Here is a 25,828-nt window from a genome sequence, read left to right on the forward strand (position 1 = left end):
ATACATAACTCTAATAAAGCACAAAGCGTGCCAAGTGCATTTATCTTAAATATCAGTGTCTTATGATCAATTTTGGCAGGTCGGTTTTTTGACAGCGGGGTAATTGCGCGATCCTATCTACAGAAATGATCCATTATCCGAACACATTAAATGTCCGGACAATGGGGTTTTATACCAATTTGCTTAATCAGGTGAATTTGATATTACACCTAGGCAGGGACAGGTAAGCCCAGATCACGCATTCTGGCAAGCTTGTAACGAAGCGTTCTGGGGCTGATCCCCAACAGCTCGGCGACGTCCTTACGCTTGCCATTACACCGGGAAAGTGTATCCAGAATGATTTGATGCTCTTTGTCCTGAAGCTCTTCTTTATAATTAAGCCCCTCAGCATCGTCATTATTCACATTAATGGCAATCGAACTGACCTCTTCAGCATCGTGGCGCGCAGGTGTAAGAGCCTGATCAACTGGCTGCTGCGGTGTGCTTACTGATCGCGGTGAAAAGTTCTCAATAAAAATGTCGTCAGCAGTGATCTCTGTTCCCTGTTGCAAAATCAAGGCTCGTTGCACCACGTTATCCAGCTCTCTGACGTTACCCGGCCAACGATGACTGAGCAATTTATCCTGCGCACTCTGTGATAACACAGGTGTCAATTTGCCGGATTTGTCACAGTGACGCTGTAACAGGTGCTCAGCTAGCGGAACAATATCCCCACCACGCTCCGCAAGAGGCAGCCAGGTCAAAGGAAAGACATTCAAACGATAGTAAAGGTCTTCGCGAAAGACGCCATCATTAACGGCTTCTTTAAGATCTCGGTTACTGGTCGCCAATACTCTGACATCCAGCTCAATGGTCTTTCTGCCTCCAAGACGTTCTACTTCCCTTTCCTGCAATACCCGCAACAATTTAGCTTGTAAGCCCAGATCCATTTCGGTGATTTCATCAAGGAGTATAGTGCCCTTTTGTGCTTGCTCAAACTTGCCTGGGCAAGCTGCAATTGCGCCAGTAAATGCCCCTTTTTCGTAGCCAAACAATGTTGCTTCAAGCATATTCTCTGGGATAGCGGCACAGTTAATTGCCACAAAAGGCTGTTCTGCACGATCCGAGCGGTCGTGAATATAGCGCGCGAGTACTTCTTTACCTGAACCGCTTGGGCCCAGCACCATCACACTGGCATCAGAACGTGCTACTTTCTTAGCTAACTCAAGCAACTCCAGGCTTTTACTGTCAGCAACCACCGGGCCGTCGGTTTCTTTCTCTTTCTCCGGCATATAACGGCTGACCATGTTAAGTAATACTTCAGGTGCAAATGGCTTAGCCATATAGTCAATCGCCCCCAGGCGCATGGCTTCAACCGCGTCATCTATAGTGGCATAAGCCGTCATCATCAACACAGGCAGCTCGGGATAATTAAGCTTCACTGTTCTGAGCAGATCCAGGCCACTCATGGCCCCCATTTGTACATCGCTGACCAATAAGGAAAATACCTGCTCTTTTAACAATATGACTGCCTGTTCAGCGCTATCTGCTTCGACGCACTCAAACCCCGACATTTCAAGGGTGTCTATCAGTGCTTCACGCAACCCGGCATCGTCTTCGACAACCAAAATTTTGTTGCTCATACGGCCTCCTGTAATGATGAATGTTCGCTGGAAATAGGCAGTAACATGCTAAAACATGCTCCTCCACTTTCATTGTTCTTGACGTCAACCCGACCTTTGTGAGAATGGGCGACGGAGTTCACAACGGCTAACCCCAGGCCGGTGCCCTGAGATTTAGTTGTATAAAAGGGTTCAAATAATTTGCTTGCCTGACTCAGGTCAACACCAGGGCCATTATCGGAAACGCTGATACGCACGGTGTCTGTGCCAGGCTCACGCTTGGCACATATCTCTATTTTGGCACCGGCACCAATATGCTGAACACTGTTGTGGATCAGATTCTGAATTGCACTGGCCAGCGCTGTTTTATTGCCCAGAATTTCGATATCCGGCTCAGGTAGTTCAACGGTCAACTGTGCTTTGTGCAGCAACACCATCGCATCAGCCCCCGCTTTGACTTCACTCAGCAACTGCTGCATTGAAACACGCTCAATCACCTGTTGCTCGCCACTTTTTGCGAACAACAACATATCATTGACCTGATTTTCAAGATCTTTCAGGCGAGACATCAACTTAGTGTGAAATTTATCTCGAGACTGAGCTGGCAGCTTACTACTGCCCAAATTGGCGCCATACAGCATGGCTGCGGATAAAGGCGTGCGCACCTGATGAGCCAACGAGGCAACCATCTTGCCCAGCGCACTCAGGCGCTGCATGTGTGCAACACGTGCCTGCAGGCGTCGGGTTTCCGTCAGATCCGTCATCAGTATCAACTGACCAGGTTCTGGCGTCAGTGCTGTAATATCCAGCTTGATAAGGCGCCCGTCTTTAAGCGAGACTTCATGGCCATCATCCTGCTGTGGACTAAAAGAGCGCTGGATAATACTGAACCACTTTTCACCTTCCAGTGGTTCACCCAGCATATCAATTGCTATCTGATTCGCCTTGGCTATCATGCCCTGACCATCCAGTACCACCACCCCCGCAGGCATGGTATCAACCAGATGACCCAACCAGCTGGCCTGCTGTCGCAGATCGCTCAGCTCACCCATGTACGCCTCTTGCAATAAACAAGGGTTGTACTGAGTCGTTGGCACAAATTGTGGATTAATCACTTTTGCTAATGCCATGATATTGCTCTCTTAAACCTAGATACCTGTAAAAAGCAATTGACGTGCCAACTTTATTTCACTTTAAATTCAGTGAATTACGTAGAGTAAAACACCTTCAAAAGTTTGACACTGTTTATTTGTACAGCACTTCAATATACGCTAAACTGGTATATGTACATCACCTAACTTACGGAAAATATCATGCGCACACGCTGTCACTGGGTTGATTTAAGTAAGCCGGATTACGTGGCTTACCATGACGATGAATGGGGAAAGCCAGTCCTCGAAGACATTAAATTGTTCGAGTTTATTACATTGGAGTCAGCACAGGCAGGCCTGAGCTGGTACACGATTCTAAAAAAACGAGATAATTATCGCGAGGCGTTTCACCAATTTGAACCGCACAAAGTTGCAGCGATGACAGACAGTGACGTAGCCAGGCTGATGGAAAACACGGGGATCATTCGCAATAAGCTCAAAATCCAGGCAACCATTAATAACGCAAAACGTTTTATTGAAATACAGCAGGAATTTGGCAGCTTTGCATACTACCAGTGGCGGTTTGTTGATTTTACGCCAATTGTAAGCACGATCCACAGTCCTGAAGATTACCAGGCAACCACAGAGATAAGCACACAATTTGCGAAAGATTTAAAAAAGCGTGGCTTCAAGTTTCTTGGACCTACCACAGTTTATGCCCATATGCAGGCCTGCGGCATGGTCAATGATCATCACGAAGACTGCTTTTGCAAAGCACCTATTATAGAGGCATATCAGCAGTTGGATATTAAAGAGACGCTAAGTGCTCAAAAGTAGCGTACATCAGTGTAACTTATGCCAATTTCACTGAATACCTGTTCAATTTGAAGGAACAAATATGCCGCAAACGGTGTTAAAAACTGCTCATTTAGAACAGTTGTTATTAATTAGAAACAAAAACACCGGATGATTTTTGCTTTTTCGCCCCGGCCACCCTACCAGAAAAATCGCCAGAGAGCATTTCCAAGGCCATAAAAACGGCGCTTTAAAAGCGCCGTTTTTCAGTGTGTTACGATTACTTCTAGTCGCGATTCAGGTTGTATTTTTTCATTTTTTCGACCAGCGTTGTACGGCGTACACCCAATATCTCTGCGGCTCTGGCGACCACATAATCATAGCGCTCAAGTGCCTGAGTGATCAGGCTAATTTCCATCTCAGCCAGGTACTCTTTAAGCTCGATCCCTTCGTCTGGTAATAATCCCAGGCCAGTTTCTGCACTGCCTTGTTCGAGTGTTTCTTCTTCATCCTCAAAGTCGCTGAATCCGTCACTGAACAACTCGTTAAAAACGTCTTTTTCCAGCAGCTCTTCGGGATACTCAGGCTCATAGGCTTCGACGTCGATGTAGCGATACTTACCGGGCAGATCCGTCACATCTACTACTTTTTCAGGGAACATAATGGCCATACGTTCTACCAAATTAGCCAGCTCGCGAATGTTGCCTGGCCAACCATGTGCCTTGAGACTTTCAATTGCGCGATCGGTAAATTTGACCGAACTACCACCTTGCTCACTTACGCGGCGTAGCAACTCTTTTAACAATAATGGAATGTCGTCAGCACGCTCTCGTAGTGACGGGTTCTCGATGGGAAACACATTTAGGCGATAGAACAGATCCTCACGGAACTTGCCCTCTTCGATCATGATTTCCAGGTTGCGGTGTGTTGCTGCGATCACACGGACATCAGCCTGAATTGGCTTGGTCCCACCAACGCGCTCATAGCTACGCTCCTGCAAAACACGCAACAGCTTAACCTGCATTTGCAATGGCATATCACCTATTTCGTCGAGAAACAGAGTACCACCTTGTGCCAACTCAAAGCGTCCTTTACGTGCCGAGATTGCCCCGGTAAATGCGCCCTTCTCATGACCAAACAACTCGCTTTCCAGCAGCTCACCGGGGATAGCACCACAGTTAACCGGTACAAACGGGCCAGAATTGCGGTTGGATAACAAGTGTACATTGCGTGCGACGACCTCTTTACCTGTGCCTGATTCACCAAGGATCAATACATTGGCATCTGTTTTAGCCACCTGAGAGATCAAAAAGCGCACTTCCTTAACGGCTTTGGTATCACCTACCAGACCATCAAACGACTTAGCGTCATTGAGCTGAGTCGATTTCCCGGGCAGCATGCGCAAGTATTGCTGGCAGTCGTGTAACAATTGCATTGTCACTTCCTGACCAAAAGGCTCAGTGATGAGGCCAATGACGTTGGCAAGAGCAAGTAGCGGCCTTAACGTTTCCCCAATTAACAGGAACGGGACGGCGGGCAAAGACTTAATCAACGCCTCATGCTCTAATTGCGACAAAGCCCCCAGGATGACCACAGGCTCCTGCAGATTGCTTAACCGCGCTGGAGTAAAATCAGACTCCGCAACTACCTGAGCTGGCTGACCAACAAAGCCCAATGCCGCTGCCAGTCCAGATGCTCTGTTATTATTGTTATCGAGGATCGTAATCATGCCCGTAAGATCCAACTTCTTTGTTTATATCAATAGTATTGATTGTAAGTCAGTGACATGGGGATGCAATACCTAAGTGGCAAGTTTTTGACATCAACGCCAAAAAAACGCCACCGCCTATGCGCTAAATCAATACTTAAGGATTAAAGTGTCGAAAAATCAGAGGGGCGTACATTTTAAGGGGACATGTGCGTAAGTATGCTGAATGACTTTTTTCATTGCAGGTAGTAAGTAGCGACGACTACTGTATGATTGCGTTACATCAACGTGCAGGGAGGGCGCTCAACCATGGGTAAAGTGCACAAAAAAGCCAGCGTTGATTCGCTGGCTTTCATGAAATACTTGTTGAGACCACAGTGTACCTACAGCAGACCTAAAACAGACGAAGCTGACTGATTAGCCTGACCGCGCAATGCAATCGAGGCCTGAGATAAGATGTCATTGGCCGTTTGTTCAGCTACGGCACTGGCATAGTCAGTATCTTGGATCCTGCTTTGACTTTCCGCGATATTGTCTCGTTGCGTACCCAGACCACGTATGGTACTGTTAAGCGTATTTTCAAACGCCCCTAGCTGCGTTCTTTGCGTGTTCAGCGCTTCCGATACCTGGTCGGCCGCGTCAATGGCAGTTTGTGCACCCGCCTGCGTTGAAATATCAACACTCAGTATAGGGTTTGCGAAGCTACCGTCCGATGCGGTGAAACCTTGAGTGGTATTCGCGTCTGGACCAACCTGAAAACTGGTTTGATTGCCATCAAATAGTGCCTGTCCACCAAACGTCGTATTCTCAAACGTATCCGTGATCTGTGACTGTAACTGAGTCACTTCTTCTTGAAGAGCTTGCCTGTCGCTGTCAGTCAGCGCACCGCTTCCAGCCTGAAGTGACAACTCGCGGATCCGCGACACAGCATCATTCACTCCAGACAAAGCTGACTCTGTCGTTTGAGAGTATGAAATGCCGTCGTAAGCGTTACGGATAGATTGATTATACCCTTCCTGTTGCGATGTCAGACGGTTGATGATCTGTAGTGCGGCCGCATCATCTGCTGCCGAGTTGACCTTTTTACCGCTAGCAAGCTGTTGATTCAGCTTATTATTGGTTTGATCAACTTGGTTAAAAAAACTATTGCTTTGAGATTTTATCTGCATAACGCCTCCCCATCAGGTGTTATATTAAGTTAAGTCTACTCCTTTGTGTTCAAAAAGTCATCTATTGTCAGAAATTGAATACTACGCTTGGTATATTTACTGCAAAAACTCCATAACTGATATAAAGTGTTGAGTAATCACTTTTTTATCTTTAGTTAGGCGAGTTTCTTACAGTCATACCTTTTTCTATACTGTAAAGAATTCAATGCACCTTTAGGTGGACTTTATGTTTGACAACAAAACCATTCTTATCACAGGCGGCACCGGCTCATTCGGCAAAAAGTATGTTAAGACATTACTTACCCGATACAAGCCAAAGAAAATTATTGTTTTTTCTCGTGATGAGCTAAAACAATTTGAGATGCAGCAAGTATTTAATGACCCTTGCATGCGTTACTTTATCGGTGACGTTCGAGACAAAAGCCGCCTTTATCGTGCCATGCAGGGCGTCGATTATGTGATCCATGCCGCAGCACTCAAACAAGTGCCGGCAGCTGAGTATAATCCCATGGAGTGCATCAAAACCAATATTAATGGCGCTGAGAACGTGATTGAGGCTGCGCTCGATAACAACGTCCAAAAGGTGATTGCGCTGTCAACGGATAAGGCAGCTAACCCGATCAATCTTTACGGTGCCACTAAGCTGGCTTCCGATAAACTGTTTGTTGCAGCAAATAACATCGCAGGTGGACATAAAACCCTGTTCTCTGTCGTTCGATACGGCAATGTGGTGTGTTCAAGAGGCTCGGTTGTTCCTGTATTTCAACGCTTTATCGATGAAGGTTGCGACCATATCCCTATTACCCATGCCGATATGACGCGCTTCTGGATCAGTCTTCAGCAGGGGGTGGACTTCGTACTTAAGAACTTTGAGCGTATGCTGGGTGGGGAGATCTTTGTACCTAAGATCCCTTCTATCCGCATTGTGGATCTTGCCACCGCTATGGCACCGCAACTGCCACATAAAATAATCGGTATACGCCCCGGAGAAAAGCTGCACGAAGTAATGTGTCCCGAAGATCTCTGCTTTGATACCTTTGAATTTAGCGATCACTTTGTCATCGCGCCCGGCATTAAGTTTAGTAGCCGCAGTAATGACTTTGATACCAATGCACTCGGGGAGCAAGGTCATGCTGTAGCACCTGGATTTGAGTACAATTCACTCAGTAACCCAGACTATCTGTCCGTCGAAGCCATTAAAGCCTTTAATGCTCAGGCATTGATCTAGCCTGACAGGAGCACAACATGATCCCTTATGGCAAACAGAGCATCGCACAGCAAGATATAGATGCAGTTGTGGCGGTATTGCAGTCTGATTTTCTGACCCAAGGTCCGGTTGTTCCCCAGTTCGAACAAGCCGTTGCTCAGTACTGTGAGGCTTCACATGCCGTGGCAGTGAATAGTGCAACATCTGCTTTGCACATTGCCTGTATGGCACTGGATGTCACAGCGGATAGTTTGGTCTGGACGGTACCAAATTCTTTTGTGGCTTCATCAAATTGCGCCCTGTATTGCGGCGCCTCGGTGGACTTTACCGACATTGATGCCGCAACAGGCAATTTGTGTATCGTTGCCCTGGAAGACAAACTGAAGCGCGCCCAAGCACTCGGTAAACTACCCGATGTAGTTATCCCCGTACACTTTGCTGGGCAGTCTTGCGATATGGCAGCTATCGCAAAGCTCGCCAACCAATATGGCTTTAAAATTATCGAAGATGCATCCCACGCTATCGGAGGACGCTATCAGGATAAACCTGTTGGCCACTGTGACCATTCAGATATTTGTGTGTTCAGCTTCCACCCGGTTAAAATAATCACCTCAGCTGAAGGCGGGATGGCTGTGACGCAAAATGAGCAGCTTGCACAGCGCATGCGCTCATTACGAAGCCATGGTATTACGGCAGATCCCACCTTGTTAACTGAACCGAGTCATGGCCCCTGGTACTATCAGCAACAAACACTGGGATTCAACTATCGCATGACGGACCTGCATGCCGCGCTGGGTCTGAGTCAGTTGGCACAACTTGATCAGTTTGTTGCCGCTCGCAACACGCTTGCACAATGCTATGATGCCTTATTTGCAAACGTTGAAGGTGTCACTCCGTTAACCCAATCTGATAGTCAATACAGTGCTTATCATTTGTATGTGGTCAGAGTTGCTCACAGCAACGGGCAATTGCACGAGTACCTTGTTACTCAGCTACGAGCGCAAGGGGTCTTTGCTCATGTGCACTATATTCCTATCTATTTGCAGCCTTACTATCAACAATTAGGATTCGAGCCCGGCTATTGCCCAGCGAGCGAAGCCTATTATCACAGTGCGATTACCTTGCCACTGTTTCCGTCTTTAACGACAACGCAACAGCAACATGTCGTCGATACCCTTTGCCAATTACTCAGCGATTGGCAAAAAACTCACTCTGCACTGAAGGAGTAGCAGCCATGACAACCAAGCCCTTAAACCTTGCTTTTATCGGCGGCGGCATGAATTCGGCCGTCGGTTATGTGCACTTTAGTGCTGCACAACTGGATAATCGCTTTAAAGTCGTGGCTGGTGCTTTCAGTCGTGATCAGGATACCAATACAGCGACCGCACAACAGTGGGATATCGCCCCTGAGCGTACTTACAGTGACTGGCGCACCCTTATCGAGCAAGAAAAAGACCAGGTAGATGCTGTGGTGGTTCTCACGCCTACACCGCATCATTTAGATGTACTGACAGCATTATTGAATAAAAATATTCCGATCATTTGCGAAAAGTCTTTGGTCTGTGGAACAGCTGAGACACAAGCGTTGGCAAACGTGTATGACCCCACGAAACACTTTCTGGCGGTGACCTACAACTACAGTGGCTATGCGATGGTCCGAGAGCTCAAACATCTGATTACCCAGGGTAAGCTGGGCCAAGTCCAAAAAATTCACCTGGAAATGCCGCAAGAAGGCTTTAAGCGTCCACCGGATATTGCCGGCAAACCCGCTAAACCGCAGGCATGGCGACTTCAGGACTATCAGGTGCCCACTATCTGCCTTGATTTGGGTGTACATTTGCACCACCTATCGAGTTATTTACTGGAACTGGAACCAACAGAAACCTGTGCCCAATTTGCTAACCACTCCGATTACCCGGGGTTAGTCGACGATGTACAAATGCTGCTTAAATACCCTAATGGGATCCAAGGCAGTATGTGGATGTCAAAAACCGCCATCGGTCATCGTAACGGCTTACAGATCAGAGTCTATGGCACGGCGGGCAGTGCCACCTGGGTACAGCTCAACCCGGATGAGCTGCAATTACAATTCAGTGATGGCAGGAGAGAAATATTGGACCGCGCTGGCCAGTGCCAGTACGCGCATCAGTTTCGTTACAACCGCATGAAGCCAGGACACCCAACCGGGTTTGTCGAAGCGTTTGCCAACTTATACACGGATATTCATCAGGGCCTGACGGCCTATCAGGCGGGTATCGCGCCCAAAAATGAATATGTCTTTGGCTTTGCTCAGGCTCAGGCAGGGCTTGCGCTGTTTGAAGCGGCGGTCACTTCTAATGAGCAACACCGATGGTGTCAGGTTTCCTCCTGACACCCCTATTACACCTCTGAGTAACGCAGTTTTACATCGTTTCGCAGCACTTTACCCATTGGGTTTCTGGGTAGTGCACTGAGGCACTCAAGCGCACGTGGTTGCTGGTAATCCGTCAGCTCCGCTAAACACAGCAACCGCAGCTCGCGACTGATATCCACATCCCCATGCTGCTCATAAACCACTTTGATATATTCGCCCAGCTGCCTGTCTGCACAACCAAAAGCAACACAATCGATCACTTTGGGGTGCTTCTTAATAACGGCCTCGATATCCTGCGGAAAGATATTGATGCCCCCACTGGAGATCACCTCTTTTTTACGTCCGACGTAATACAAAAAGCCGTCTTCATCCAGATATCCCAAGTCACCCGTAAGAAAATACCCGTCAGAGTCATAAGCATCTTGCGTCTGCTGTGGCATTTTCAAATAGCCACTGAACCCGGTTGTCGTCTGACAGGCAATCTCACCCACTTCACCAACATCCAAAGTACGCCCTTCTTTATCCAAGATTTTAACCTGAACAAAAGGTAAAGCCGCGCCGACTGCGCCATTTTTATCGCGTCGGTCGCTGACACAAAAATCACTGACAACACCCACTTCAGAAGCGCCATAACATTCATGCAAGCGACAAGGTAGCTTTTTTAGCAAAGCCTGTTTAGATTCTCCGGCGAGCACAGCAGACGACGACACCACACAGCGCAGCGAGCTCAGATCCATTTTTTCGTCACAGCTGAGCAAGCTTTCTAATTGAGCTGATACAGCAAATAAAAAACTGACTTGATGCGTTTTGATGGCTTCCAGCCATTTCGGCAAAGTAAACTTGGGCAGGATCACACTGGTTGCACCCAGCATCAGCGGCATCAACACTCCGCGCTGGGCCAGCGAATGATAAAGCGGTGTAGCAACCAGCACGACCTCATCCAAAGTTAATCCGTAATAGCGAATAGTGGCGTCAAACGCACGACTGATTTTACATTGCTGGCTCAGTACGATGGGTTTAGGCTGACCGGTCGAACCGGATGTCATAGTGAGTATAAAAGGCGCGTTAATATCCACCGGTGGCTCTGGGATATTTATCGCCTGTGCGGGCAATTCCTCTGACATAATATCCTGCCAGCACGGCTCATCGGCCACAGGTTGTGATAGGCTGAGCAGGTTAACAGGCTCTATGACTGCATCTGCCAACAGCGTTCGCCCGATAGAAGGCCAGGCTATTACCGCTGCAACGGGGGTTTTCTTCAACGCCACCGACAGCGCGTCGCCCTTCAGGCTGATGGGTAGCGGCACAATGGCGAGGCCGAGGCGCGCCGCTGCCAGCATCACAATCGGGTATTCCAGGCCGTTCGGCGCAAATAAGGCTACCCGCTGACCCGGCTGTAACCCTAAGCGGTAAAAATGGGCACACAACTTCAATACTTTGATATTCAGCGCCTGATAACTCACTTTTTGTTGCTCAAACACCAAAGCGACCTTATCTGGCTGTGACTGCACATGCTGCGCAAAAATTTGATAGATATTACTCACAGTCTGTCCTCATTGGGTATTTGGCGACAAAGTTAAAGTCCTGGTGGCTGGCACCAGGAAAGAGCTGCTGCACAGCTTTATAACCGGGCTCATCTTCTGCCAGAGTCACAAAACCTGCCCGTTCATTAAGCAAATTAACAAATCGATTTTGTTTATTGATCACCGCAACCCAGACAGCATCAGGGAAAGCCTCAAGCGTGAGTGTCAGCTGCCATTGCAAAATGAGCTGAGCATGGACAAAATTAACCGCGTCACTGGCTGCAAACCAGCCACCAAACAGATAGGCCTGTCCGTCTATTGTGGTACATTGATGCCAGACATATAACAGAGGTTCATCGTCCTGCAACAGCACAAATGAGTCGCGTGTTTGCCGGAACCACCAGCGATAATGATCCACTTCATTAATACGATCAGTAACCGTCATACGCCAGGCATTGTCGCTGCGGTTTCGGGCTTTGAGATAGCGGTTGATATGCATATCTGTCACCGGCAGCAATCGCAAGTTACCCGCCAATGTCCAGCTGAATTGTGGCTGTTCATTGACGTCTTTGAGTGCGGTCAACCCTGCGCCGGTTCCATTTAACAAAGCAGAGGCAATACGCTGCGCACCCAGCCCGTCCACCTTAATAGCCGCTTGTGTACAAAGTTGTTGCACACGTTTGCGCTCATTGTACAAAGTTGCAATTAGCTCGGTCACCTTGTGCGTATCTTGCGCCAGCAAGTCGGGAATATGAAGGTAATGCCCCAGCGCTTCAAGATCGGCTAATGCATTATCCTGGTTGGCAGCCAGGCTAAAGCTCAGCGCTGGCGTGTGTGTCGCGGCCAGTTCATACAAAGATGTACCCAGCGCGCCAACAAAAAAGCCACAGCGCTGGTAGAAGCTCACCAAACTGGTTGCCTGTTCAATCAAAACTAAGCGGCTGTGTTGTGCGGCCAGTGTGTATAGCTGCTCTGTGTTTGTGGCCTTGGGCCCTATCACCACTTGTATCGGTGTGTTTTCCAGTCCAGCGGGCGGCGTATCGAGTAGGCGGGAAATCCATTGTGCAGGCACATGCCAGTCTCCGCCTCCGCCCAGTGAAAATAACAGCCCGCCATCGCGCACGTCAGCCATTGGCTGGCTGTACTCGGGTGCCAGAATACAATAATCGGGGCCCAGTAAAGTCTGGCTGTGCTGAGCAAGTTTGCCATCGTAACGCACAGCAGTCTGAGCCCCCTGCCATTTGGCATCCACCACCAGGTCGGCCACATGCGTCCGGGCTAAATCATCCATGGCCAACAAGGGAGCCCCGGTTTGCCGAATAAGTTGTTCCCATTGCACGTCAAAACCATAACCATCGACCACCCAGCGGCTGGCGGTTTCTCCTCGCTGTGCAAGGGCATCCAGGGCAAAGCGGGCATCACTGACGGTATCTGGTTGTTGCGGCACTTCGACTAACTCGATGCCCAGATCGCCATAAAAACGCGCTGGCACTGTATCCGCATCCACCAGCATCATTACTCGTTGTTGCTGCTCGAGCAACGCTTTAGCCAGCCACTTCATACGCATAAAGTGACCCAGGCCACAGCGCGTGTCTACACGAATGGCTATCATGCCAAGGCCACTATGGCATCAGCGAAACGCCCCACTTGTGCATTGCGCGTATCCAGCAGCAGTTCGGGTGGGACTGACAAGCCAAAATGCGCTTCGATGTGCATGATCATCGACAACACCTCAAAGGAATCCAATACTCCGGCGGCGATAAAATCGAAAGACTCAAAATCAGCCTCACTGACCACCACAGCACGTGCTTCAAAAAACTCTTTCAGCAGAGCCAGGACCGCGTCGCGTTGTACACTCATAGCAAGTCCCCCCAGCTGAGTTGCATGCCACGCGTCAGCGCCTTGTTGACTGTGCGGCCAATAACATCAGGCAAGGATTTGGGCATAATTTCTCCGCCACCAGGTCGCATCTGTGCGACATGCTCTGGCGTGATACGCTCTCCCGCTTTGATGTCTTTGACGATATACACACAGCGGCGGGCTTTCGACGCCTCGCTTGGGTAATGAACCCGTCCCATTGCCAGTTCAATTTGCCGAACGCCATGCACTAAAGCAGCCAGTTCATCGGGTGTCATGGAGAAGAAACTGTCTGCGGTATTATCCTCTTTACCCATCACAAAGTGTTTTTCAATCATGCATGCACCGACCGCCACTGAGGCCAGCGGTACATCATTCCCTAAAGTATGGTCAGATAAGCCCACAGGACAACCAAATGCCTCTCGCATATGTGGGATAGTACGCAGGTTTATAGTGTCGGCTGGAGCAGGATACGTGCTGGTACACTTCATCAGGCATAACTCTTCAATACCCGCGTCTTCAGCTACCTTCACCGCCTCGGCAATCTCTACCAAAGTGGCGCCGCCCGTTGACATGATCACCGGCTTGTTGGTGGCCGCCACATCTCGGATCAGTTGATGGTCAATCAGTTCCGGTGAAGCAATTTTATAGGCCGGCGCATTCAGTTGCGCCAGCAGATCGACGGCGGTTTTATCAAACGGTGAAGAAAAACAGGTGATGCCAATTTTTTCAGCCAGCTCAAACAGCTCAGCATGAAAATCCCAGGGCATATAAGCCCCTTTATATAAGTCATACAAATACTGGCCCTGCCATGGACCTGTTGCCTCAAAGTGAGGTAGTCTACAGTCCATGGTTAGCGTATCTGCGGTGTAAGTTTGCAACTTAATTGCATCAGCACCGGCTTCTTTCGCTGCATAAACCAGCTCTTTGGCTTTACTTAATGACTGGCCATGATTTGCAGACATCTCTGCGATGATGTAGCAGGGCTGGTCATGGCCGACACCCTGTCCTGCGATGTTGAAACCTGATTGAAACGTCATGATGTTCTCAAATTCAATTTAATCTGTACGGTTAATTTTTATTGCTGCTTAAGCATGTCTTTGGGCACGGCATAGAACTGGGTTTCCAGCAGCCAGTGACCTTCTTGTCTCACATAATAGTGATAACGCCCGGGTGCATATGATTCAATTAGCAAGGGAATACGCCACAAGTCTTCTGGTTTGTGGTATAAAGACAAAGCCAACGTGGGTGTGTACTCACGGATATAATTAGCCCCCTGGCATAAAGCATCATAATCCGCCCCTTCGATGTCCATTTTCAGCACATTGCATTGCACTTCGGCCATCATATTCCCAAGGTTGACACTATCCACCAGGCAATCCGGTTCAACCTGCTCATGTGGTTCAACGACAGAGACAATAGTTGCTGAAGCATTTTCTTCAACTTTAAGTTTTTGTCCTTCAGGGAGACCTACCGCCAGACGATGTATACTCACCAGGTTAGGCTGTGCTATGCCCATGCTATCTAAGCGAGCAAGAAACTTCTGAATATTTTTTGCACTGGCCTCGAGCGCTGTGTAGCCCTTGAGAGCCTCAGGGTACCGCTGAAAAAAGCCAGCAAAGGTGTCACCATCAAACGCGCCAACGTCTAATACTCGCAACTCATCATACTGATACAGTTGCAGAATATCCTCGGGAAAATACATTTCGTATTGCTCTGGCAATGGATAGTGCGCACGACTAGGATTCAGCCGGTGGCTGACAATTGACTGAAAAGTGTTCCGCGACTTATTATCAGACAATAAGTGCAATAAGGCCTGACATTGGGTTTCATCAACCTGTTTGCTCCTTGGCGCCTGCATCCATAAAACACCGCATTCGTTCAGCAATTTCAGCGCCGGGGGGAACAGTTCAAAGGCGCTCAAAGTATCGATTACCTCTGAGAAACCAGCTTCATGTAAGCTTGATTCAACGCCTGAATAGCCGAGAATTGTGACTATGACTGGGTAATGAGTCTCAAAGTTATGCTCGGGGAAAGGCAGGCATGGCACCCCAAAATATTGAGCGGCTTTAGGTGCCCTGTCTAAAATTGCGCGGGGCCTGAGGCCTGCGCCAACCAAATAAGCGGTCAGCGCTTGTCCGTAATGACTTGCGCCGTAAATGTAAAATTGACTATCTGCTATGATCACCGCAGCTCCCTGTTGCCTGCCTGTTAGTTGACAGTAATGTGTAAAGCAATAAATGGGCCTTTCTTTTTATCGGCTACTGTAAGCATAACATTAGCTTGCTGCAAGGGGATGGTGTGACAACCACTGATTATCTTTAAAAAATTGTACAACTGTTGGGTTAGTTGCATACATAACAAACAACTGCCTTATGAGATGTTACAATTCGGCTTTACTTGCCTGATGCCACTCATATATTATCCAAGCTACTATTAAGCGCCAACAAATAGGTTTATCTTGAAGGACTTGCAAATAATAATTCAGGCCAGAATGACATCAACCCGGCTGCCTGGGAAAGTTATGCTACCCCTTTGTGATAGCACAGTACTACAAGTGATGTTGGAGCGCCTTGGTGATTTAGTCAATAATGTAATCGTTGCAACTACAGATGATGGCAGTGAACAGCCCATAGTCGCGCTCTGTCAGCGCCTTGGTGTAAAATACTTTAAAGGTAGTACAGAGGATGTGCTCAGCCGCTACTACCTAGCCGCCCGACAGTTTGGTGCGCAAGAAAATACCGCTATCGTACGTCTGACTAGTGATTGCCCCCTCATTGATTCAGGGCTGGTTCGCCAGGCCATATCTTATTACCAAACTCATGACGTTGATATGGTGGGTCTGGGACCTCACAGTGGCTTTCCTCGAGGTCTGGATACTTGTGTGTTTGCCTTTCGTTTGCTGGCGCGCACCCACCAACTCGCCCATAGCGCCCCGGACAGAGAGCACGTCACTTTAGGTATGGCAAAATTCAACACCATGAATACTCATACCATTAGCGCAGGTGACGATCACAGTCATTATCGATTGACGCTGGATGAACCAGATGATTACACCGCAATTCAGGCAATTTATCAGCAATTTAATAATAACCTGTGCTTTAGTTACAGCGAGTTGTTAGAAACATTAAAGAATTACCCCCACCTTGCCGATATAAATAAGCACGTTGAACAAAAAAAGAATTAGTTTGTGGCTTGAAATTTGCTTAAAACTAGAAAACTGAGGTATGCCATGATTGGTATTTCACAATCTGAAACGAATTCGTTTACGTCTAATTACATAGAACTATTAACCACAGTTTTACAAAAAACTGATACTCAAGCTTTGAACGTCGTGGCCAACAAGCTTATGAAGCTTATTGAACAAAAAGCAACTTTGTACATATGTGGAAACGGTGGTAGTGCGGCTAACGCTCTACACATAGCGAATGACTTTACTTTTGGAATAAATCCATCAGGTAATTCAATGTCCGTTGAAGCCCTGCCAAGTAACAGTGCCGTACTGACATGCCTCGCGAATGATATTGGCTATGAGAACATTTACTCTCATCAGTTAATCGTCAAGGCTAAGAGTGAGGATGCCCTGTTAGTGCTAAGTGGTAGTGGAAACTCCGAAAATATAATAAACGCGATATTGCAAGCCAATAATATGGGTGTAACCACAATTGGTATTTTTGGTTTCAACGGCGGAAAGGCACTTGAACTTGTTGATATTGCTTTGCATTTTGACGTCAATGACATGCAAATTTCAGAAGACTCCCAGGTGATTATTGGCCATATCCTGATGAAAATCTTGAATAAAAAACTAGCTGAGAATATATCGGATGAGTAACCTAAATACAGATATATACTTCGAGACTTTCGAGGAGGCTATAGTACAAGCCCGTAAATCAGTATGGTTAGATAAAGCGAAAAGTAAGTTACAGCTCTGCTTTTATTCAACTGCCACTAATCTAGAACCCGATGAACACTTTGACAACTTGATTTACTTGCCTAAATCAAAGTTCACGGAAGTACTTCTTGAAAAGAATTATCGTCCCCCACAAAAATCAATAGGTATTGATGATAACGTTTTCGAAGGATTAATAAGGGAATACAATTTAGAAAAAACAAAATTAATCAAAAAATATAAAAAATGCATCAAAGAGGCTAAGCTTGATTTCAGTGACCCCCTTCGAGTGTATCTAAGCGTTGATTTCAGAGGGTTTGTCGTAGAAAAAATCTATTACCTCCTCAGTGATGCTTTTGAAAAAAAAGGGTATAGAGTAAAACTGGATAAAAACACCAGTGTTACTATGATGGATGATTTAAAACGCCTTCGGCGTATCGCAGAGTTTAACCCCCACATTATGTTCAACATAAACAGAAGCAGAAGCGAGCTTCTGAATGAAAGTACTTTCAATTTCATTTGGTTTATGGATCCAACATTGTGCCTCTATGATGATAGTAAATTCGAAAGTAGAGCTAGAGATTTCTATTTTTACTTGGTCGATAACTTTAAAAAAGCGTTATTAAAAAAACACGTTCCTACCGAAAAAATATCTAAGCAAACATTCGCAAGTGATAGATCAAATTTTTATATTCAAGAAAATATCACTAGGTTAAATAAGATTGTATTTATTGGCAACGATTACTTCGATGTTTGTGACCCCACATATAAATATGCTAATAACGCAGAATTAAGGAGAAAACTAGCTTTTTTATTTAATAAATCCCAACTTTCACTAGCTATGCTCCATCAGCTTTCGGAAGACCTCCATAAAGATGGTACTTTATATAGCCCAGAACACTTGGAAATGTTTCTCTATCCTGCAATTGTCAGACTCGAGGTTTTGAAATGGTGTGCAGAGCAAAGCGAAATACCTTTTGAAATATATGGTAAGGGATGGGATTTATATCCTGAATTAGCCCCCTTTTACAAAGGCGAATTAAAATCCAAAGATGAAGTAAGAAAAATATGCAATCAATCTAAGTATTCTTTACTTGCACATCCTGAATATTTTTATCAGCAAAGACTACTAGAAGCGTCAGCATGTGGAAGTATTCCAGTTATATTTGAGGGTGAAAACAACACTGAAAATTATGATTTTAGGGAACACTCTCTTATTTTTAAAAGAAAGAGCGATTTAAAGCCGCTACTGACATCTACTCCTCTCAAATCGCCAGCAGCGATTTCTGAACAATGTTCATATTCAAAATTAATCGAAAAGATTGATACCGTTATCAAAAGTACTCATGGGGGTTACAAACATGCCTGACAAATACTCCATTGATTCTCACAAGCTAATTTTGCACCCTACAAGAGTAGCTGATTGGCTAAGAGCAAAAGATAAAAATGATTGGGAGCTGCTTAAAAAAATATACCCAATCTACGTCGAAATATCTCCTTTTGGAGGTTGCAACCATAGATGTACCTTCTGTGCATTAGATTATATGGGTTATAAAAATATTAGCTTAGAGTATGAGACCCTAAAAAACACAATTACGAATATGGGGGAAAATGGAGTCAAAAGTGTCATGTTTGCAGGTGAAGGTGAACCTTTACTCTTTAAAAATCTGGATAAAATTTGTGAGCATGCAAGCAAAGTAGGGGTGGACACTGCAATTACTACTAACTTCGTACCTCTCAAAAAACAAAACATAGAGTTACTTATGGAAAACTGTTCTTGGATAAAGGTAAGTTTGAACGCTGGGAGCGCAGAAAACTATGCTCAAGTCCACAGAGCAAAAGCAAGGGACTTCGACACTGTTATTTCAAACCTTAAAACTGCGATTGCGCACAAACGTGCGAATAACCTGAAATGCACATTAGGAGCGCAAATGGTGCTTCTACCTGATAATATGCATGAAGCTGAAACGCTTGCGAAAATTTGTAAAGACATTGGCTTAGATTACTTAGTGATTAAGCCGTATTCGCAACACTTATCTAGTATAACCACTAAGTATGAAAGTGTTGACTATACTAAAATGTTTGATCTTGAGAAAAAGTTAGCAAAATATAACACAAACTCTTTTCAGGTTGTTTTTAGAGCAAATACAATGCAGAAATTTGTGACTAAAAAGCAACCTTATACTAAATGTCACTCTACTCCTTTCTTCTGGGGGTACATCGCTGCAGATGGTAAAGTTTTTGGCTGCAGCGCGTACCTTGGAAAAGATGAATTCTGCTACGGAAACATTTATGACAACTCCTTCAATGAAATATGGGAAAGTGATGAGCGCAAGAAATCTTATGAATTTGTCCGGGACAAATTGGATATTAAGGACTGTAGAATTAACTGCAGAATGGATGAAGTAAATAGATATCTATTTAGACTTTCCGAGCCTCAAGATCATGACAACTTTATTTAAGGGGTAAGCAATGAAAGCGGTTGTAACAGGTGGAGCTGGGTTTATTGGCTCTCATATGGTTGATTTGTTAATAACAAAGGGCTTTAATGTCACGGTCATAGACAACTTAGTTAACGGCAGACTCGAAAATATAGCCCACCATGAAAGTGAGCTTACATTTGCGAACTTGGATATAAGTTGTTCTGATGAACTTGAAAAACACATTGTAGATGCTGACTATGTTTTTCATTTTGCTGCGTTAGCTGATATTGTTCCATCTATAAATGAGCCAGCTAAGTACCATCAAGCCAATGTTGAAGGCACTCTAAATGTGCTTGAAGCATGTAAAAAAGCGCCAAACCTAAAAAAGATTATTTATGCTGCATCCAGCTCTTGTTATGGCATTCCGGTAACTTACCCAACACCGGAAGACGCATGTATCAAACCTGAATACCCATATGCATTAACAAAGGCCGTAGGAGAACAATACGCATTACATTGGGGCCAAGTTTATAAACTCCCTGTTATTTCGATGAGGTTTTTCAATGTTTATGGGCCTCGCCACAGAACATCAGGAGCATATGGTGCTGTATTTGGTGTATTTCTCGCTCAACTGCTCAATGAGCAACCCCTAACAATAGTTGGCGATGGCGAACAAACTCGAGATTTCACGTTTGTGACTGATATTGCAGATGCTTGCTATACAGCCAGTCAAAGTCGTTTTAGCAATGAAATATTCAATGTTGGAAGCGGTAGTACATATAGTATCAACTACTTAGCAGAACTATTGAGAGGTGATAAGGTTTATATTGATAAACGCCCCGGAGAACCTGATAGTACCTTTGCCGACATCCAGAAAATTCAAAAACTGCTTTCATGGAATCCCAAAGTCAGCTTCGAGGATGGTGTCCGAATCATGCTCGAAAACATAGAACTGTGGCGCGATGCGCCAGTTTGGAACGAAAATAGCATAAAAAAGGCTACCAAAGTTTGGTTTGATTGTTTGGGGGATAATTGATGATATCTTCAGAAAAGATTCGACAACTAACTATTGAGTTTTCTTGTAATACAGGAGCTGGACACCTTGCCCCTTCTTTGTCAACAGTAGAACTAATTACGGTGTTGTTCAATGAGTATTTAACATTCAATAAGACCGACCCTCTCGATGAGAGCCGAGATAGGTTTATTCTTAGCAAAGGCCATGGTACATACGCATACTACATCCTTCTAAACAAGCTGGGCTTTATCCCTGACTGGGAACTCGAAAAATTCAACACTCCTGAGTCAACACTGAAAGGTTGCTTAACAGAGAATCCAAATTACATGATAGAAGCTTCTACAGGCTCCCTGGGACACGGACTGCCTTTAGCCGTAGGAATGGCTCTATCATTCAAAATTAATGGTAAGAATAACAAAGTTATTTGCATGGTCGGTGATGGAGAGATGCAAGAAGGTAGTAATTTTGAAGCCATGATGCTTGCCCATAGGTTCAAACTAAATAACTTACTGGTTATTGTTGACGCGAATGAGTTACAAGCAATGGGAAGAGTTGAAGATGTGGCTATCAGCAATGATCGCCTTGCTAGAGTAATGAGTGCTTTCATTGATGAAGGCTTTTATGACATTGATGGTCATGATGAAGTAGCTATCCGTAATGTATATTCAAACTTCTACAAACACCAAGGTGACAATTTTAATATTATGTTTGCTCGAACAATCAAAGGAAAAGGGCTGCCAATTCTTGAAGGTTCTATCAAGCACCATTATCGTTGCCCTACAGAAGATGGCTTTAAGCCTGGAGAGGAGTAACCATGCCGTCTCTAATTTCAAAAAAAGAGGCGATGTCAAAAATTTATGACATCTTCAAAGCAGACCCTGAATTCGTGCTATTAGCAGGAGATATGGGCTTTGCTGTATTAGATAGCTTCTTTGACAATCACCCAAACAGGGCTTTCAATACAGGTATAAACGAACAAGCAACAATGAGTATTGCTGCTGGAATGGCGATTACAGGAATGCGTCCTATCATCTACTCGCAGATCCCTTTCATTACTATGAGAGCTTTTGAACAGCTGAGATATGACATTAATGAACATAAGCTCAATGTAAAAATTGTCGGTGTTGGGGCAAGTAATTATTTTTCTGCTTTAGGTAGAAGTCACTGCATGGATGATGATGATATTGCTTTGGTTTCAGTACTTAAAAATATTGAGATCTATTCACCCACATCAGAAACTCTGGAAAAAGATATTGAAGCTATGTTTTCTCATAACGGCCCTTCATATATGAGGACACTTTAAAATGGATAACACTCAATTAACCTTTAATGCTTCATTCAAAAATACTTGTCTTACAGTCAATATCGAGAATGGGCTAATCACAAAAGCAAGCATGAGCCCCAACAAGGACTCATTCAAACACTTTTGCGTAACTATAACGGGTATGGATTTGTCTAATGCAGCTTACTACGGTGCAAAAATATCTTTAGAAAACAGTGCGGCTCCCAAAGAAAAAGGTATCACATTCGTTGAAAATCATGATGAACTTAGTATTTGTAACATACTGATTCGAAAAGTATTTAATGATTCTGGTGCACCTAACAGCGGTCGGTACGAAAGCTCGACCCTGAAAAATTGGCAAAAAACTAAGGATTCTGAAAAATATAAGCAGATTTCTGATGCTATAACGAAATATTTTGAAGGAAACTCTCTATTTAAACTAGATACTACTTTAGTATCTGTTAAGAATAATACCATAAACCTAGACTTATCCAGCTGTATTCCAAAGGGTCAGGTTCAAAATACACTTGTAAAACTGGAGAAATTCACTCGAGAATATCTAAACGGTGTTCCTATTATCGTGCTTATTGAGGAGTTTGAAGATGCAAACACCAAACGAAAATAAATATATATTGGATGCCACAAAAATAGCATGGCATCATGACAGAATTCAAGAGTGGAAAAAGGGCAAAAGAATTGCACCTATCACAATTGACATGGCTCTAACTCGAGCTTGTAATTATGGCTGTCACTTTTGCTACGCGCGGCTTCAGGAAAATGATCGGTTTGATATTACCAAAGAGCATATTGATAATTTTTTAGAGGATTGCAAGGAGTTAGGGGTTAGAGCTATTTCACTGGTCAGCGATGGTGAAAGTACATTATCCCCTCATTTTGAACATACCATTATAAAAGGCTCTGAATTAGGCATATCAATGGCTGTCGCTACTCATGGTTATAATTTTAAGTATGAAATGTTGGAAAGAATATTACCTCATCTAACTTATCTGAGAGTGAACTTTTCTGCTGGAGAGCCAAAAAGATACGCTGAAATCATGGGGGTGAAAGAAAAGCATTTTCATAGAGTTGTACAAAATGTCCGAGACATGGTCGAAATCAAAAAAAGAGATAGCTTGGATGTAACTATCGGCCTTCAAATGGTGTTAATGCCCGAAGATGCGGATCAAGTTGTACCTTTGGCTAAACTAGGTAAAGAAATTAGGCCTGATTACTTAGTTGTTAAGCACACAAGTGACAGCGAGGATGGAAAGCTTGGCGTTGATTATTCTAAGTATGCTGAATTAAATCACATTCTAGAAGAGGCTGAATCATATAGCGATGAAACTTACCAAGTAAGCGTTAAATGGTCAAAAATTAATGCTGAAGGAAAGAGAAGTTATCAACGTTGTTACGCTGCACCTTTCCAAATTCAAATTTCTGGTTCTGGTTTAGTAGCGCCATGCGGCATGTTATTCAATGAAAAATACAAGCGCTTCCACATTGGAAATATTACGCAACAGAGATTCAAAGACATTGTTATGGGAGATAAATACTGGGAAGTAATGAATCACCTTGCATCAATGAACTTTGATGCTCAGAAAATGTGTGGCTCGTTATGTTTACAACACAAGCCAAATGAGTACCTGGACAACGTAGAGAAAGGTAAAGTAAAGCTTGAAAAGCCCTCTGGCACGCCACCAAAACACATTAACTTTATCTAGTTTATGAAAAAAGTATTAGTTACAGGGAAGTTTGATCTGCTTCACCCTGGCCACATCAGACTTTTAAAATTTGCTAAAGAATGTGGTGATCATCTCACTGTTGCAGTTTTATCAGATTCATCATGCGAAGAGCCATGCAGAATTAGTGAGTCTCATCGACTTGAAATGCTCAACTCTTTAGAGTGTGTCGATCAAGCTTTTATATCTTCAGATGACGCTTCAATTATTATTCATAAAATTAAACCAGCCATAGTAGTAAAGGGTAAAGAATTTGAAGAGCGAAACAACCCTGAGCTTTCAGCGTTACAATGCTATGGTGGTAAGCTAATCTTTGGGTCAGGTGAATTTGAATCAAATGCAGAGCAGTTTATTAGGCGAAACTCTTCTGCAAAAAACCATTTTGACTTTAAGGAGATAAAGGAATATATAAGCCGTCATAGAATTCGGCAACCAGATATTGACAACACTTTAAACACCATACAAAAACTCGATGTGCTTGTGATAGGTGAGGTCATTGTAGATGAATATGTACAGGGTACAGCTGTTGGCCTGTCTCAAGAAGATCCTACAATAGTAATGACACCTAATAAAACGGATACATTTCTGGGCGGGGCCGCCATTACAGCGGGACATATCAAAGCGATTGGTGCACGCAAAGTAAACCTTATCTCAGTAATAGGTGAAGACAAAGCTTCTAATTATGTAAAGAAGTATATCGATAACTATGAGCTTGACACCTATTTATATACCGACAATAGCCGTCCAACTCCACTAAAAACACGCTATAGGGCTGGCACTAAAACACTTCTTAGAGTAAACAATGTCAGACAACATAAAATTTCGCTTGAACTCCAAGCTGACATTTTTAATAAAGTTGAAAATCTCATTCCCGAACTGGATATTGTGGTATTTTCCGACTTTAACTACGGCTTATTGCCTCAAACATTGGTTGAGAGTATTACCAAGCTTTGTGAAAATAACAATGTGAAAATCGTTGCAGATAGTCAATCTTCTTCTCAAGTTGGTGATATTTCACGATACAAGAATATGGATTTGATCACACCGACAGAGCGAGAGGTTAGAGTCGCGTTAAACAACCCTGATGATGGCCTTGTCATTCTTGCACAAAAGCTGGCCAAGAAATCACAAGCCAAAAATGTGGTTATTACCTTAGCAGAAGAGGGGTTATTTATTCACTTACCCTCCCAGGATTTCTCCAAGTGGGAAAATGACAAGCTGCCGGCTATAAATAAACATGCTGTCGATCCTGCCGGCGCAGGCGATTGCTTTCTGGCAGCCAGCTCTCTTGCTCTGTGTACAGGCGCACCGATCTGGCAAGCGTGTTACCTTGGGAGTCTAGCTGCCGCTTGTCAGGTAGGATCCGTTGGCAATACTCCGCTAAAACGAATTACACTCGAAAAAGCCATAGAAGACTCATTCAAATAAATTATGAAAGCTATTTTGCTTGCCGCAGGCCTTGGCACCCGCCTGCGACCAATCACAGATACATTGCCAAAGTGCCTTGTCCCGCTCAACGGTCAACCCCTGCTGGGCTTGTGGATAGATAAACTCGTTCAACTTGGGGTTGACGAAATCTTAATTAATACCCATTACTTTAGCGAGCAAGTTGAAGCCTTTGTAGCCAACAGCCCATATCACGAGCGCATTACCCTGAGTTACGAACCCGAGTTAATGGGCACTGCGGGTACACTGATACGTAACCGAACTTTCTGGCAAAACCAGACCTGCATGGTGATCCATGCTGACAACTACTGTCAAAGCTCGTTGGTGGACATGCTTGAAGCACATAACCAACGTCAGGCGCAGACCGATGCCACTTTACTTTTGTTCGAAACCCCGACGCCCCGTAGCTGTGGTATTGTAAAATTGGATGACAATCAGGTTATTCAGGAGTTTCATGAAAAGGTCGAGCACCCGCCTGGCAACCTTGCCAGTGGTGCCCTCTTTATATTTTCGCCTCAGGTCTATGAACGCTACTTCTCGCATCTGGAAGCACAGCGGCCCTATGAGCTCAGCCTGGATGTTGTGCCAAGTATGATTGGCAAGTTACAAGGCTGGCTGGTCGATGATCATTACCTAGATATTGGCACGCCAGACAGCTACGCACAGGCGCAAAATATGGCCCAAAAGGCGGCCCGTCATTCCAGCGATGCTGGCTCAAACCTTGCTTAAC

Annotated in this window: 24 protein-coding genes; 15 read left to right on the plus strand and 9 right to left on the minus strand. The window is 44.9% G+C overall.

All coding sequences use genetic code 11. From position 1 onward, the window contains the following. Nucleotides 1-209: 209 nt before the first annotated feature. The gene (locus CWB99_RS16290; RefSeq protein WP_138550009.1) at nt 210-1,622 is read right to left on the minus strand and encodes a sigma-54-dependent transcriptional regulator; all 1,413 of its coding nucleotides are present in this window, start codon (nt 1,620-1,622) and stop codon (nt 210-212) included. Further along, on the minus strand, nt 1,619-2,731 hold the full coding sequence (locus CWB99_RS16295; protein ID WP_138550008.1) for a sensor histidine kinase: 1,113 nt from the start codon (nt 2,729-2,731) through the stop codon (nt 1,619-1,621). The genes CWB99_RS16290 and CWB99_RS16295 overlap by 4 nt, the downstream gene beginning before the upstream one ends. A 183-nt stretch (nt 2,732-2,914) precedes the next feature. Between CWB99_RS16295 and CWB99_RS16300 the strand changes: the two genes are divergently transcribed. Beyond that, complete coding sequence (locus tag CWB99_RS16300) at nt 2,915-3,529, plus strand: DNA-3-methyladenine glycosylase I (protein WP_138550007.1); 615 nt, start codon at nt 2,915-2,917, stop codon at nt 3,527-3,529. Between the two features lie 244 nt (nt 3,530-3,773). Here the strand turns inward: CWB99_RS16300 and CWB99_RS16305 are convergent, their stop codons facing one another. Further along, complete coding sequence (locus tag CWB99_RS16305; RefSeq protein ID WP_138550006.1) at nt 3,774-5,216, minus strand: sigma-54 dependent transcriptional regulator; 1,443 nt, start codon at nt 5,214-5,216, stop codon at nt 3,774-3,776. 362 nt (nt 5,217-5,578) lie between these two features. Then, nucleotides 5,579-6,364 carry a flagellin gene (locus CWB99_RS16310; RefSeq protein ID WP_054015610.1) on the minus strand — a complete coding sequence of 262 codons (786 nt, stop codon included), beginning with the start codon at nt 6,362-6,364 and terminating at the stop codon, nt 5,579-5,581. 226 nt (nt 6,365-6,590) lie between these two features. Between CWB99_RS16310 and pseB the strand changes: the two genes are divergently transcribed. Genes pseB through CWB99_RS16325 form a run of 3 tightly spaced genes read left to right on the plus strand, consistent with a single transcriptional unit; the run spans nt 6,591 to nt 9,942 of the window. Continuing rightward, nucleotides 6,591-7,592 carry a UDP-N-acetylglucosamine 4,6-dehydratase (inverting) gene (gene pseB, locus CWB99_RS16315; protein WP_138550005.1) on the plus strand — a complete coding sequence of 334 codons (1,002 nt, stop codon included), beginning with the start codon at nt 6,591-6,593 and terminating at the stop codon, nt 7,590-7,592. A 17-nt stretch (nt 7,593-7,609) separates the two neighbouring features. Continuing rightward, on the plus strand, nt 7,610-8,800 hold the full coding sequence (pseC, locus tag CWB99_RS16320) for a UDP-4-amino-4,6-dideoxy-N-acetyl-beta-L-altrosamine transaminase (protein ID WP_138550004.1): 1,191 nt from the start codon (nt 7,610-7,612) through the stop codon (nt 8,798-8,800). 5 nt (nt 8,801-8,805) lie between these two features. Beyond that, nucleotides 8,806-9,942 (plus strand): Gfo/Idh/MocA family protein, encoded by a 1,137-nt coding sequence (locus CWB99_RS16325; protein ID WP_138550003.1) that lies wholly within the window; start codon nt 8,806-8,808, stop codon nt 9,940-9,942. A gap of 8 nt (nt 9,943-9,950) precedes the next feature. Here CWB99_RS16325 and CWB99_RS16330 read toward each other — a convergent pair whose 3' ends face one another. From CWB99_RS16330 to CWB99_RS16350, 5 genes are read right to left on the minus strand one after another with little or no spacing between them, the layout of a single operon-like run. After that, nucleotides 9,951-11,468 (minus strand): class I adenylate-forming enzyme family protein, encoded by a 1,518-nt coding sequence (locus tag CWB99_RS16330; RefSeq protein ID WP_138550002.1) that lies wholly within the window; start codon nt 11,466-11,468, stop codon nt 9,951-9,953. Then, complete coding sequence (locus tag CWB99_RS16335; protein ID WP_138550001.1) at nt 11,461-13,059, minus strand: pseudaminic acid biosynthesis protein PseG; 1,599 nt, start codon at nt 13,057-13,059, stop codon at nt 11,461-11,463. The genes CWB99_RS16330 and CWB99_RS16335 overlap by 8 nt, the downstream gene beginning before the upstream one ends. Beyond that, nucleotides 13,056-13,307 carry a phosphopantetheine-binding protein gene (locus CWB99_RS16340; RefSeq protein ID WP_046003928.1) on the minus strand — a complete coding sequence of 84 codons (252 nt, stop codon included), beginning with the start codon at nt 13,305-13,307 and terminating at the stop codon, nt 13,056-13,058. The genes CWB99_RS16335 and CWB99_RS16340 overlap by 4 nt, the downstream gene beginning before the upstream one ends. Next, nucleotides 13,304-14,344, minus strand: a complete 1,041-nt coding sequence (gene pseI, locus CWB99_RS16345; RefSeq protein ID WP_138550000.1) for a pseudaminic acid synthase — start codon at nt 14,342-14,344, stop codon at nt 13,304-13,306. Before pseI ends, CWB99_RS16340 begins: the two co-directional genes overlap by 4 nt. A gap of 38 nt (nt 14,345-14,382) precedes the next feature. Beyond that, the gene (locus CWB99_RS16350) at nt 14,383-15,492 is read right to left on the minus strand and encodes an FkbM family methyltransferase (RefSeq protein WP_138549999.1); all 1,110 of its coding nucleotides are present in this window, start codon (nt 15,490-15,492) and stop codon (nt 14,383-14,385) included. A 273-nt stretch (nt 15,493-15,765) separates the two neighbouring features. On the opposite strand from CWB99_RS16350, the gene CWB99_RS16355 reads away from it, so the two are divergent. The 11 genes from CWB99_RS16355 to CWB99_RS16405 are packed head-to-tail and all read left to right on the plus strand — an operon-like array spanning nt 15,766 to nt 25,827. Beyond that, complete coding sequence (locus tag CWB99_RS16355; protein WP_138549998.1) at nt 15,766-16,491, plus strand: cytidylyltransferase domain-containing protein; 726 nt, start codon at nt 15,766-15,768, stop codon at nt 16,489-16,491. 45 nt (nt 16,492-16,536) lie between these two features. Continuing rightward, entirely contained in the window at nt 16,537-17,136 is a 600-nt protein-coding gene (locus tag CWB99_RS16360) for an SIS domain-containing protein (protein ID WP_138549997.1), read from the plus strand. Further along, on the plus strand, nt 17,129-18,562 hold the full coding sequence (locus CWB99_RS16365; RefSeq protein WP_138549996.1) for a glycosyltransferase family protein: 1,434 nt from the start codon (nt 17,129-17,131) through the stop codon (nt 18,560-18,562). The genes CWB99_RS16360 and CWB99_RS16365 overlap by 8 nt, the downstream gene beginning before the upstream one ends. Next, complete coding sequence (locus CWB99_RS16370) at nt 18,555-19,655, plus strand: radical SAM protein (protein WP_138549995.1); 1,101 nt, start codon at nt 18,555-18,557, stop codon at nt 19,653-19,655. Before CWB99_RS16365 ends, CWB99_RS16370 begins: the two co-directional genes overlap by 8 nt. Nucleotides 19,656-19,665: 10 nt before the next feature. After that, on the plus strand, nt 19,666-20,652 hold the full coding sequence (locus tag CWB99_RS16375) for an SDR family oxidoreductase (RefSeq protein ID WP_138549994.1): 987 nt from the start codon (nt 19,666-19,668) through the stop codon (nt 20,650-20,652). After that, on the plus strand, nt 20,652-21,443 hold the full coding sequence (locus CWB99_RS16380) for a transketolase (RefSeq protein WP_138549993.1): 792 nt from the start codon (nt 20,652-20,654) through the stop codon (nt 21,441-21,443). Before CWB99_RS16375 ends, CWB99_RS16380 begins: the two co-directional genes overlap by 1 nt. Before the next feature lie 2 nt (nt 21,444-21,445). Further along, nucleotides 21,446-21,934, plus strand: a complete 489-nt coding sequence (locus CWB99_RS16385) for a transketolase (RefSeq protein ID WP_138549992.1) — start codon at nt 21,446-21,448, stop codon at nt 21,932-21,934. Between the two features lies 1 nt (nt 21,935). Next, nucleotides 21,936-22,538, plus strand: a complete 603-nt coding sequence (locus tag CWB99_RS16390) for a hypothetical protein (RefSeq protein WP_138549991.1) — start codon at nt 21,936-21,938, stop codon at nt 22,536-22,538. Further along, the gene (locus tag CWB99_RS16395) at nt 22,516-23,634 is read left to right on the plus strand and encodes a radical SAM/SPASM domain-containing protein (RefSeq protein ID WP_138549990.1); all 1,119 of its coding nucleotides are present in this window, start codon (nt 22,516-22,518) and stop codon (nt 23,632-23,634) included. Before CWB99_RS16390 ends, CWB99_RS16395 begins: the two co-directional genes overlap by 23 nt. 3 nt (nt 23,635-23,637) lie before the next feature. After that, complete coding sequence (locus tag CWB99_RS16400) at nt 23,638-25,080, plus strand: PfkB family carbohydrate kinase (protein ID WP_138549989.1); 1,443 nt, start codon at nt 23,638-23,640, stop codon at nt 25,078-25,080. Nucleotides 25,081-25,083: 3 nt separating this feature from the next. After that, the gene (locus tag CWB99_RS16405) at nt 25,084-25,827 is read left to right on the plus strand and encodes a nucleotidyltransferase family protein (RefSeq protein WP_138549988.1); all 744 of its coding nucleotides are present in this window, start codon (nt 25,084-25,086) and stop codon (nt 25,825-25,827) included. Nucleotide 25,828 lies beyond the last annotated feature (1 nt).

The organism is Pseudoalteromonas rubra, assembly GCF_005887095.1.
In the GTDB taxonomy this organism is placed as follows: Bacteria; Pseudomonadota; Gammaproteobacteria; order Enterobacterales; family Alteromonadaceae; genus Pseudoalteromonas; species Pseudoalteromonas rubra_E.